The following is an 11,974-nucleotide window of genomic DNA, read 5'->3' as shown; positions in this document are numbered from 1 at the left end:
ATGCTATCGGAAGTCCAGGTCAAACGCCGAGTGGGTCGAGGGCACGGTACCCTCACCGCTCGCGGGACACGCCGTAAACCCGTCCCTGGGGGCTCGGTGGCGGCATCCATGCCGCCACACGGTCCCGCAATCGGCGAGGACACCGCACCAGAGAGTGAGTCGGGTTGCTTTGTTGAAAACATGCATACCGACCATCTCGACTGGTCCTTGCCCGCCCACCGTCGCGGGACCTTACGCGGCACGGATGCCGCGTAAGAGCTTACAAGGACGTACTTGCAGCGTGTCCCGCGATGGTGGGCGGGCAAGGGCCCTGCAGCCAGGCCGCAGTGCAGTGACTGACGTGACGTAGTCTTGTTAGCCGCTCAAGAAGCCGACCGCATCGGTGCCTCGGTGCGTACCACCACATCCAGCGCATCGTGGCGCCAGGATTCGATATCCAGCTCCACCGCGCGGCCGTCTTCGGCGTAGCTAATCCGCTGCAGCCGGAAGCAGGGCGTGCCGGTGGTGGACTGCAGCAACAGGGCTTGCGCGGCGTCCAGCCCGGCCGGATGCATCGACAACTGCGCGCGGCTCAGGAACAGGCCCAGTTTCTGGTTGAACACGCTGGACAGCGAGCCGGCCAGATCGTGCTCCAGCAGGCCAGGCGCCCAGGTCGCCAGTACCACATTGGTTTCCAGCAGCACCGCGCGGCGGTCGATCCAGCGCCGGCGCTGCAGGACGAACACCTCTTCGTGCGGACTCTGCAACTGCAACGCCGCCGCGTAGGCAGTACCGGCGACTTGCCGGGTGGCACGCAACAGTTCGGTGCGTGGCTTGCGCCCTTGCGCGGCCACGTACTGCATGAACCCTGCAATGCTGGTGGGGTCGTAACGCACGCGCGGTGCGCTGACAAACCAGCCGCGCCGATTCTCGCGGTAGATGCGGCCCTCGGCTTCCAGCTGCTGCAAGGCCTCGCGCAAGGTGATGCGTGTGCAGCCGAAACGCTCGGCAAGCTCGCGCTCCACCGGCAGGCGCTGGTCCGGCCCCCACTCGCCGGCGGCGATCTGTGCGGAGACGATTTCGGTGATGGTGTGTTGGCGCGACACGCTCATGCAGGCAGTCCTGGGCCAAGCACGCCATCGGGCTGCGAGGGGTTGGGTGGAAGAAGGCGCATGCGGCGATGGTAAAGAAGAACGCGGCTGCAAACCGCGCCGGGCTTTAGCGTGCGCTGGCCAGGTTCTGCTGCTGTTGGGTTTTCCAACTGCGCCAGCCATACAGCGCCAGCAGTACGAAGCCGGCATAGAGCAGCGCAGTGGGATACAAGCCCTTGCTGACGAACACGCCCACGTAGATGCAATCGAGCACGATCCACAGCACCCAGTTGGCAATGCGCTTGCGCGCCGCCCACACGCTGGCGACCAGGCTGAAACTGGCCAATGCCGCATCCAGCCACGGCAGCGCCGCATCGGTGCGGTGATGCATGTAGGCACCGAGCGCGGCGGCGAACAGGGCGCCGATGCATAGCGAGATCCACAGTTCCGGTTGTGGCATCGGCAACGGGCGAATGCGCGTGTCTGCGTTCATTCCGCGCTGCCATTGCCACCAACCGTACAGCTGGGTCAGCACGTAGACGCCTTGCAGCAGCATGTCCGAGTACAGCTTCCACTGATAGAACAGCCATGCATACAGCGCCACCGCCACAATGCCGACCGGCCAGCACCAGCGGATACGGCGCGCGGTCAGCCATACGCCGAGCAGGTTGATTACGACGGCGATGGATTCGAGCAACGACATGCAATGCCTGATGGAAAGTGGAGAGTTGTGGAAGAGCGGCGGGCCGTACGAAACAGTGGTGCAATCGAAAGTGGATGCCGCGCGGTGCCTCGAATCTGCGCGCAATGTAAACGCCGCAGTGCGCTCACCACTGAGCCACTGTCTTCGGCTGGCACCCGCTGCCTTCAGCCAGTGGCTGAGGCACGCACAAGTGCACGTGCTGTCGCGTCGACGTCCTTCCCCCGCTTGCGGGGGAAGTGCCCGCAGGGCGGATGGGGGGGGCAAGCCTCAAAAATCCACCTGCACCGTCAAACGCGCCGTGCGTGGCGCGCCGGGAAACAGATAGGCGTCGCCCTCGTATTCGCCGGAATCGCGCCAGTAACGCGTGTCGAACACGTTGTCCACGTTCACGCGCCAGGTGGTCGCCAAGCCGCCCAGTGCGGTGGCATAACGCGCGCCCAGGTTGGTCAAGGTATAGGCCGGTACATTGGCATTGCCGAGGCGATCGGCGAACTTGCGTCCGCTGTATTGCACGCCTGCCAGCAGCGCCAATCCCTCGATGCCGGGCACGCTGTAGTCGGCCTGCACGCTGGCGCGCAGCTTGGGTACGTTGATCGCCTGATGGCCTTCGTACGCGGCAATGCCGGTGTCTTCGGCACGTGCGCGGATCGCTGCGATGCTGGCGAACAGGCGCAGCTGTTCGGTGGCTGCGCCGTCGGCGGACAGTTCCAGTCCACGGTTGTGCAGGCGGCCTTGTTGCACGTAGCGCAACCCACCATCGGCCTGCGGCTGGGTGAACTGGTAGGCCTGGCGGATGTCGAACAGCGCCGCGCCCAGGCGCAGGCCGTCGAGGTCGATTTTTGCGCCGGTTTCCAGCTGATACGCATTGGTCGGCGGCAGGATCGCATCGGCGTTGTCGGCAAACCACGGCGCGGTGCCGCTGGCGGCCAGGCTCTTGGCGTAGCTGGCGTACAACGCGACCTGCTGCTGCGGTTTGAACAGCAGCGCCGCCTGCGGCAGCACCACGTCCTTGCGGGTGCGTCGCTCCAGGATGCCATCGCGATCGAAGCTGCGTTCGTCCAGGCGCAGATACCGCGCGCCCAGCGACAACTCCCATTGCGCCCCAAGACCTATGCGGTCGGCCATCACCAACGCGCGTTGACGGCTATCCAGGCGGCGTTGCTTCGGATCCAGCGGCACCTCGGTTTGCGCAAACACTGCCGGGTCGCGGTCGATGCTGCCGCTGCCGATGAATTCATTGACCGAGCCGTAGCGGTCGATGGTGCGGCGTAGCCAGTCGCCGCCGATGCTCAGGTGGTGCTCGAGCGCGCCGCTGACGACATGGCCTTCCAGCGTGGCGCGGAGTTGATCGTGTACGCGGGTGTCGTCGGGGCTGCGGTAGTCGTAGACGTCGTACTCGCCCTGCGCACTGAAGAAGTTCGGCGTGACGACATCGGCGCAGCTGGCTGCGCCATAGCAGCCCCAGGCGAACGCGGAGAAGTCGTTGATCTTCGAGCGGCTGCGCGATGCTTCAGCGGTCGCGCGCCAGTTGTCGTTGAATTGGTAGGCGTAACGCAGCTGCGCATTGAGCGAATCCATCTCCACCGGCCGCGCCCACGGCTGGTAGCCGAGCAGGCGATGCACATCGATGTCGCGCGGCACCTGCGTGCCCCCCAGCAGCTGATAGCCCGGCACCGAGCGTTGCTGCCGATGCTGGTACTCCACGTCCAGCTGCAACAGCGATTGCGGGGTAATCTTCCAGTCGCCGGCCAGTGAGAGAAAGTTGCGATAGCCGTCGGCGTGATCGACGTAGCTGTGGATGTCTTCGCGTGCGGCGTTGACGCGCAGGCCCAGGGTCCGCTCGGCGTCGAACCAGTCGCCCAGGTCGGCGGCGACATAGCGCGAGCCTTGTTCGTCGGTGCCCAGGGTCACGCTGCGGACGTGCTCGGGCCGCTTGGTGCGGTAGTCGATCAGCCCGGCCGGTTCGTTGACGCCCGATTGCAGCCCGGCCAGACCCTTGAGGAGTTGCACCTGCTGCTTGTTTTCCAGTGCGATGGATTGCTCACCCACCGCGCTCATGCCGTTGATGCGGTAACTGTTGGCGGCATTGAGCGAATAGCCACGCACCACGAAATTCTCGTAATAGCCGATCGGCGCGTACGCATCGCCTGCGGAGGCATCGGCGCGCAGCACCTCGCTGAGCACGCGCGCCTGACGGTCGAGCAATTGCTGGCGATCGATCACCGCAATCGAGGCGGGCGCATCCTGCAGGCGCGTGGCGCCAAAGCCGGTCAATGCAGTGCTGGCATCGCTGCGCTCACCACGCACATTGACCGCATCCAGGTCGACCGCTGCCGGATCGGAGTGTTGTTGCGCCAACGCAGGCGTGGTGATGCACAGCAGTAGTGCCAGTACGAGCGGACGATGGCGGAGCGGGGTGGTGGCAGACGCGGGCATGTACAGACTCGTCAAGGAAAAGAGGGGAATGCTCATTGCAGCTGGCGCGCACGCGCATGCAGGTGCGCGAGCAGGCATTGGCCATCGGCGCTGGCGAACCAGTCCGCGTGGCCGAGCAGATAACGGTGATAGGCGATATCGACATTCGCAGCAGAGCGGGTAATGGCGGCGAAGTACTCGATCTCGCTCAGTGCAAAGTCGGCATGCACGATCGGCAGTAGCGCGGCCAGGCAGTACACCTGCTTCGCGTCCAACGGGCACTGCTGCGTGTAGCCATCCAGCAATGCGTCGAGCTGGGGCAACTCGGCCTGCGCACGCGCGCCGGTGTCCAGCCGCAACCAGGGGATCAGATTGCGTTCGATGGCGGTGGCCAGATCGAACAATGCGCTGCTGCAATCGCTCAATCCGAAATCGAAGATCGCGCTGACCCGGGTGTGCCCGTCGCGCGTGTCCCACAGCAGGTTGGACGCATGCCAGTCGCCATGCGTCCAGAGCGGCGGCAGGGCGCCAGGTGCAGACAATCGTGGCCATGCCTGCGCATGCCATGGCAGCACATGGGTTGCCAGGTCGCGTTGCCAGGGGCGGTGCTGCAGCGCTGCGGCCAAGCCCGGCCGCGTGAGCAGCGCACGTTGCAGCGCCTGCAGCGGGTCGGCCTGCGCGAACAGGTGCAGATTGGCCACCAGCAAGGTGGTGGAGCGCGCAGGCGCATCGAAGCCCTGCGCGGCGCGGTGCAGGTGCGCCAACGCCGCGCCAGCGGCGTGCGCATGCGCCACGTCGAGGAAGGGTGTCCATGACAACGCATCGCGATAGAGATCGTGCCCGGCGCCGATGCGTTGCACTTCGTAGACCCACTCACCGTCAGCCAGCGCGGTGCGCCCCTGGGCGTCGTGCAGCACCTCCACCACCGGCATGCCAGCCCAGCGCAGATGCGCCATGAAGCTGTGCTCCTCCCGCAGCGTAGCGACATTGCGCACGCTGTGGTGGTGGCGCTTGACGATGATCGCGCCGGATGCGGTCTGCACGCTGGCGGCGGCGGAAAAGGGCCGCGCACTGTGCCAGTACACGGCGCCCGGATCGCCCAGCGCAGGGACGTGCCGCAAGACGCGCTGGATCTCGTCGCGGGTCAATGCCGGCCAGTCCGGCAGCGCCAGTTCCAGGCTCATGCCGTGCACTTGATGCTGCGCGCTCATGCGCACACCTTCGGCACGCATGCGCGGCGTGCCGGGCGATGCATTGGTATAGACCAGGAAGAGGGGGCCGACGAGGCGAATCCGGCGTGTCTGCCAGCAACAACAGGGACGGCGCTGCCGGGCCGTCGGTGCGTCGCGCGCACCATCAAGCGGTCGCGACGCATGGAGTGAAAAGGCAGCGCGAAACCGAAAGGTCGCTGGCCGTCATCTCAAGGATTTACGTGTTGGAAGAGCGCCGCTGGCGGCGTCGATGCAAGCCGCCTGGCGGCTTCGGGCGCGCAGTATGCTCCCTGCGGCCGTCGCTCGCCATGCCGGTTTGCCGTTGATGCCGGTTGCAATCGGCACAATGGCGCGCCGGATGCGTGCGCTGTCGTCGGTTCGTGGCAGCAGTCATGGCGCCTGCCCCCGCAGTCCGCGATAGCGCTGCGCAGCCCCGGCACCGGATAATGCCCGGATGAGCTCTGTCCAGATCGCCGCTGTCGTCGTCACCTATCAGAGCAGCAGCACCATCGATGCGTGCCTGTCGCGGCTGCGTGCGGCCGAGGGCATCAGCGAGATCCGGGTGGTCGACAACGCCTCCAGCGACGATACCCTGGAGGTCGTGCAACGGCATGCGGTGGCGGATGCGCGGCTGCACTTCATCGCCAATCCGGACAACCCCGGCTTCGCCAGCGCCTGCAACCAGGGTGCGCGCGATTCGCGGGCGCCCTGGCTGGTCTTCATCAACCCGGACCTGATGGTCGAGCGCGACACCTTGTCGCAACTGTGCGCACGCGCGGCCGGGCATGCGGCCGTGCTGCTGGGGGTGGAGCAGGTGGACGAACACGGCCGGCCGGATGCGGCGGTGCGTCGCCGCGACCCGGATTTTGCCGCAATGCTGCGCGCACCGCGTGCCGCCGCGCAGTTGGCGGTGCCCGCCGACCCGTCTGCGGCGTTACAGACGGTGGACGCGATTTCCGGTGCATTGATGCTGATGCAACGCAGCCTGTTCGACCGGCTCGACGGCTGGGATGCTGCCTACCGCCTGCATGCCGAAGACCTGGACCTGTGTCGGCGTGCGCGCCAGGCCGGCGCGCTGGTCGCGGTGGCCAACGATCTGCAGGTGGTGCACGTCCGCGGTGTCTCCAGCCGCGCGCGGCCGTTTTTTGTGGAATGGCATAAGCACCGCGGGCTGTGGCGCTATTTCCGCAAGTTCGAGGCACGCCAGCGCGGCGTGACGACCCGATGCGGCGTCTGGCTGGCGATCTGGGCCCATGCCGCCGCGCAACTTCCACGGCTGCTTTCGCGTTCGTAGCGGTCCACTGAACGGGTGTCAAAATGTTGACGTTCTGTGAGAGTTCCTGCCCGCATCTGTGATACGTTGCCGTCAGAACTGTGACTCAGCTCGCATCCTGTCCCGTCCAGGCCCCCCGCCAGGAACCGAAAAATGTCTCTTATGAACGCCCCGCGCCTGCGGTGCGGTGTTGTGCGCACGAGCGCATCGCGCTGCAGTCCAGTCTGCTGCATCTCCCAACGTCTGCCAAAATCCCGGCGCTCCGGTCCCTTGGCTGCGCTGCTCGCCACCAGCTGCGCGTTGGCCGGGTTTCCGGGCGCTGCCGTCGCCGGTGCCTGGACCCAGCCGGAAGGCGACACCCTGGTGATCGTCAAGGCGCTGCACAGCGACGGGCGTGGTTGGTTCAACGATGCCCACCATCGCACGACGTTTGGCGACGGGCAGGACTTCGACGGAAACGGGCGTAGCCGCCAGGACCAGCTCAACGTCTATGTCGAGCATGGTCTGACCGACACCCTCAGCGTCATCGGCAATTTCTATTTCACCGACGTCGGTTTCAGCAGTTACGGCGGCAACGGCCGTACCCGCACCAGTACGACCGGGTTCGCCGATCAGGAAATCGGCCTGCGCTACGCATTGCCGAGCGCGCCCGACGACGACTGGCGCAGCTCGGTGCAGGCGCTGGTCAGCATTCCGGCCTATGGCCGGAGCAAGACCTACCATCCGAACAATCCGGGGCGCGATCCGGCCCTGGGCCTTGGCGACTATGGCCTGGAACTGCGCTACAGCCGTGGGCGCGGCTACATGCTGGGCGAGCGCAACGGCTACGTCGATCTGGGCGGCGCCGTGCGTCTGCGTGGCAGTGCCGCCTCCGACGAAGTGCGGCTGGATGCGTCCACCGGCCTGAGCCTGACCCCGAGCTGGTTGCTGATCGGGGAGCTCAACGTCATTCAGGGCCTGGGCAACGGGCGCAACGACACCACCGTGATCAGCTCGACACCGGGTGACACCGGCTACGTCGCCACCGGCACCAATTACGACCTCACCAAGCTGCAGTTGTCCACGCTGTACACCGCACCCGGCGGCAGCCAATGGCAAGTGGGCTACCAGCAGCCTGTCATGGGCCGCAACACCGCCGCTGCGGGCGGGCCATTCGTGGCCGCCTGGTGGCGGTTCTAAGGAGAGGGGCAATGGCGGTGAGCTACGAAATGGATGCACTGGGACGGGTACCGGATCTGACCCGTGAGCACGGCATGCTGGGGCGCTCCCTGGTGGAGGCCGGCGTGATCGACGACGCGCAGCTGCGTTCGGCGCTGGCCGTGCAGCAGCAGTGGAACTCGCGTCTGGGCGATGTGATCCTGACCCAGCGCGGCGTGTCTGCGCAGCGGTTCTACGCCATCGTGGCGCAGCACTTCGGGCTGCAGTTCGTCGATCTGGTCAAGCAATCGCCGGATCCAGAATTGCTCGCCGCTGCCGATCTGGACCAATACGCGCAGCGGTTGCTGCTGCCGTGGCGTCGCGAGGGCGGGGTGCTGGTGCTGGCGGTGGCCGACCCGGACCCGGCGCTGTTCGCCTGGGCGCGCGAGCATTACGGCAAGGACGTGCGGTTTGTCGGCACCGCCAAGTTCGACATCATCTGGAGCCTGCAGCGCCACGCCGAGCAGCAGCTCACCGGCAACGCGCTCAATCTGTTGGCCGCGCATGCGCCGACCTATTCCGCACGCCACGTGATGATCCGCGGGCAGAAGGTGGCGTTCTGGTTGATGGCCATCTTGCTGGTCATCGCGGTGGTGCTGTATCCGGTGACGACGCTGATCGTGCTCAACGTGCTGGTGGCGTTGTGCTTCCTGGCCACCTTCGGATTGAAGCTGGTGCTGGTGTGGTTCGGCTCGCGCCATCGCATCGACATCAAGGTGACCGAAGCGGAGGTTGCCGAGCTCAACGACGACGACCTGCCGATCTACACCGTGCTGGTGCCGATGTACAAGGAGCCGGAAGTCCTGCCGATCCTGGCCAATGCGCTGCGCAAACTCGATTACCCGACCAGCAAGCTCGACGTGAAGCTGGTGCTGGAAGCGGACGATCTGGAAACCATCGATGCGGCCAAGCAACTGGGCCTGGAAGCCTTCTTCGAGATCATCCGCGTCCCGCCGTCGCAGCCGCAGACCAAGCCCAAGGCCTGCAACTACGCGCTGCATTTCGCCCGTGGCGAATTGCTGACCATCTACGACGCCGAAGACAAGCCCGAGCCGGATCAGCTCAAGCGCGTGGTGGCCGCATTCCGCAAGGCCGAAAAGGACGTGGTCTGCATCCAGGCGCGGTTGAACTACTACAACGCCGACGAGAACTGGCTGACGCGGATGTTCACGCTGGAGTACACGCTCTGGTTCGACTTCTACCTGCCGGCGCTGGAGTATCTGCGCATCCCGATTCCATTGGGCGGCACCTCCAACCACTTCCGTCTGGACGTGTTGCGCCAGGTGCGCGCATGGGATCCGTACAACGTCACCGAGGATGCCGACCTGGGTGTGCGCCTGATCCAGAACGGCTACCGCGTCAACGTGGTGAACTCCACCACGTTCGAAGAAGCCAACGTCAGCATTCCCAACTGGATCCGCCAGCGTTCGCGTTGGCTCAAGGGCTATATGCAGACCTGGCTGGTGCACATGCGCGACCCGGTGCATCTGTACCGCAGTACCGGTTTCAGGGGCTTCTGGGGCTTTCAGTTCTTCATCGGCGGCGGCTTCTTCACCGCGTTGGGCGTGCCGGTGCTGTGGTTCATGTACATCACCTGGCTGTTGACCGGCACCTCCGAGTTCGATCGCTTCTTCCCGCCGTGGTTGAGCACCTTGTCGCTGGGCAATCTGCTGCTGGCCAATGGCTTTTTTATCTACATCACGCTGGTCGCCGCATTCAAGCGCGACTACGCGCGGCTGGCGCCATACGCGTTGACGGTTCCGTTCTATTGGATGTTGCAGTCGATCGCCGCCTACAAGGGGTTGTGGCAGCTGTTCCGGAATCCTTTCTATTGGGAGAAGACCACTCATGGCATCAGCAAGTATTCGGAACAAGAGCGCCGCGCCGCACTCGAAGACTGAGCAGCGCTCGCCACCTCGCCATAGCGGCATGGTGGCTTTCATCCTGGCGTTGGTGGCGTTGTCGCTGCTGAGCCGGCCGGTGTTGGTGCAGCCGATCGGCAACATCGCCCAGGTAGTGCCACAGCTCGGCTTGCCGACCACCGGCCTGCTGTCCTGGTTCATCGACCAGGTGGCGCACCGGTTGCAGTTGCCGTTCCAGGTATGGCCATTGATGTCGGTGGTAGCCAATGCGGTGTTCCTGTCGCTGCTGTGGCGCGATCTGGCCGACCGTTTCGGTCGCGGCTGGGCCAGCGTGATGGTTGCGCTGGTGGGCTGCAATCCGCTGTTCCTGTTGCCGATCGCCGCCGGCGGTAGCCAGGCACTGGGGTTGCTCGCGTTCTATGGCCTGTGCCGCACCATGCGGCGGCTGACCACGCCGGTGGAGCCATTCACCTATCTGCGCATCGGTGGCTGGTTGTGCGTGCTGCTGTGTCTGGATCTGCAGACGCTGGCGCTGGCGACGATGGTGGCGCCCTGGTTCCTGCTGGTGATGCCGCGGGAAATCCTGCGCCAGGCACCGTGGTCGTTCTATCTGGTGTGCTACGTGCCGTTTGCGTTTTTGGTCGGCATGTGGGCCTACGTCAATTTCGTGCTGTTCAACGCGCCATGGCCGACCTTGTCGAGCATCGCTGCCGGTGCACATCCGTTGCCGCTGCCGCTGGCCGCTTACGCCGAGGGCTGGCCGCTGGCGGTGCATTGGGGCGTGGCCGGCCTGGTCTGCTTCCCGGTGTTGCTGCTGGCGGGACGGTGCAGTTTCAGCCTGTGGGCACGCGGTGTGGTGGCCAGTGCCGGTACCGTGATCAGCGCGGCCGTGCTGGCGTTCTTGTTCGGTTGGTCCGGTTTCGACATGCTGCTGCTGCTGTGGGTGCCTGCGGCGCTGTTGCTGCGGGCGTTGAGCGCAAACCACCGCGTTGCGGCGACCTGTCTGCTGGCGCTGGGTGTTGCCGGCGCGCTGTGGGCTCAGCCGCAGGGGTGGGGTATCCGCTCGCCTTCCGACGATCCGGTGTTGCCGCACCGCGAACCGCTGGTCGCCGTGCCGCCTGCAGCAGTTGACGGCGCGACGGGCGAAGTGGCGACTGCCGGCAGGGACGGTGAGCGTGCGGCCACTGCCGCAGTCGTGGCGCCGTAGCCGGTTGCATGCGATGGGTCATGCGGATCACGCAGGCAGCGTCTCCATGTTCAAACGTGGCTTCAGCGCGATGCTGTGCCTTGCGTTGAGCCTGTCCGCCGGTTGCGGTCAGGCCGCACCCACCTGGATGGGCGCCAACGTCAAGGTGTCCGAGAACGCGCCGTGGGGCAGCCAGACGGCGGAAACTTCGCTGCAAGCGCTGGCCGCGACCGGCGCCAGCAAGGTCTTGCTGGTGGCATTCCTGTGGCAGGCGACGCCGCAATCGAACGATCCGGTGCTGGGCGAAGACAGCCGCGTGGCGTCCATGCGCGCAGCCTTGCAGCAAAGCCGTCGCGCCGGCTTGCAGCCGATGCTCAAGGTCCATCTGTGGATTCCCGGGCATTGGGCCGGAGAGGCCGCGCCCACCGACCAGGCAGCCTGGTTTGCGGCGTATCAAAACGCGTTGCTGCCCCTGGCGCAGTTGGCACAGGACGAACACGCCGAAGCCCTGGTGATCGGCACCGAATTGCGCACGCTGCAGGACGCACCGCAATGGCCCGGCCTGGTGGCGGAAGTGCGCAAGGTCTATCGCGGCAAACTGCTGTACGTCGCCGACGGCATCGAGCATGCCGACAGCTTCCGGTATTGGTCGTTGTTCGATGCGGTGGGGACCAGCCTGTATCCGCGCCTGTCCGAAGACCCCGATCAGCGCCGCGCCGAGATGACTGCCGCAGCGCAGCGTCTGCAGCAGTTGGGGCAGCGCGTCGGCAAGCCGGTGTGGGTGGCCGAACTGGGCTTGCGCTCGGCACGCGGCAGCCTGGAAGCGCCGTGGGAAAGCCCGGAACAACGCGCCGCCGAGGTCGATACCCGTCTGCAACTGCAGGTGCTGCAGCAATGGCGCACGGTATTGCACTCACATGGCGTGGAGGGCATTGCGCTGTGGTGTTGGTATACCGACCCCGAAGCCGGCGGCGCGCGCGACAGCGACTTCACCGTGCAGGGCAAGCCAGCGCAGCAGGTGCTGGCGCGCTGAGCGATGGTTGTTGGTTGTTGGTTG

Annotated in this window: 8 protein-coding genes and 1 pseudogene; 5 read left to right on the top strand and 4 right to left on the bottom strand. The window is 65.7% G+C overall.

Features of this window, described 5'->3' with window-relative positions; translation table 11 throughout:
- Positions 1–362: 362 nt before the first annotated feature.
- The 4 genes from GGR62_RS08200 to GGR62_RS08185 form a co-directional block, all read right to left on the bottom strand.
- Positions 363–1,091, bottom strand: coding sequence for a UTRA domain-containing protein (locus GGR62_RS08200; protein ID WP_184407408.1), 729 nt, complete (start codon positions 1,089–1,091; stop codon positions 363–365).
- 106 nt (positions 1,092–1,197) lie between these two features.
- On the bottom strand, positions 1,198–1,773 hold the full coding sequence (gene pnuC / locus GGR62_RS08195) for a nicotinamide riboside transporter PnuC (protein WP_184407407.1): 576 nt from the start codon (positions 1,771–1,773) through the stop codon (positions 1,198–1,200).
- A gap of 267 nt (positions 1,774–2,040) precedes the next feature.
- Entirely contained in the window at positions 2,041–4,209 is a 2,169-nt protein-coding gene (locus GGR62_RS08190; protein ID WP_184407406.1) for a TonB-dependent receptor, read from the bottom strand.
- A gap of 32 nt (positions 4,210–4,241) precedes the next feature.
- Complete coding sequence (locus tag GGR62_RS08185; protein ID WP_184407405.1) at positions 4,242–5,399, bottom strand: aminoglycoside phosphotransferase family protein; 1,158 nt, start codon at positions 5,397–5,399, stop codon at positions 4,242–4,244.
- Positions 5,400–5,853: 454 nt separating this feature from the next.
- Between GGR62_RS08185 and GGR62_RS08180 the strand changes: the two genes are divergently transcribed.
- From GGR62_RS08180 to GGR62_RS08160, 5 genes and pseudogenes are all read left to right on the top strand, one after another.
- Entirely contained in the window at positions 5,854–6,693 is an 840-nt protein-coding gene (locus GGR62_RS08180) for a glycosyltransferase family 2 protein (protein ID WP_184407404.1), read from the top strand.
- Between the two features lie 249 nt (positions 6,694–6,942).
- Positions 6,943–7,851: a hypothetical protein gene (locus GGR62_RS08175; RefSeq protein WP_184407403.1), complete on the top strand. Its 909-nt coding sequence runs from the start codon at positions 6,943–6,945 to the stop codon at positions 7,849–7,851.
- A gap of 11 nt (positions 7,852–7,862) precedes the next feature.
- Complete coding sequence (locus tag GGR62_RS08170) at positions 7,863–9,770, top strand: glycosyltransferase family 2 protein (RefSeq protein WP_184407402.1); 1,908 nt, start codon at positions 7,863–7,865, stop codon at positions 9,768–9,770.
- A gap of 49 nt (positions 9,771–9,819) precedes the next feature.
- Positions 9,820–10,788, top strand: a pseudogene (locus GGR62_RS08165) (hypothetical protein); the annotation flags it as partial.
- A gap of 196 nt (positions 10,789–10,984) precedes the next feature.
- The gene (locus tag GGR62_RS08160) at positions 10,985–11,950 is read left to right on the top strand and encodes a glycosidase-like protein (RefSeq protein ID WP_184407401.1); all 966 of its coding nucleotides are present in this window, start codon (positions 10,985–10,987) and stop codon (positions 11,948–11,950) included.
- Positions 11,951–11,974: the final 24 nt, after the last annotated feature.

It is taken from the genome of Xanthomonas sp. 3075, from assembly GCF_014197275.1.
Taxonomy (GTDB): domain Bacteria; phylum Pseudomonadota; class Gammaproteobacteria; order Xanthomonadales; family Xanthomonadaceae; genus Xanthomonas; species Xanthomonas campestris_B.
Note: the sequence above shows the minus strand (reverse complement) of the source record. Positions and strands in the feature narration are given on the sequence as shown.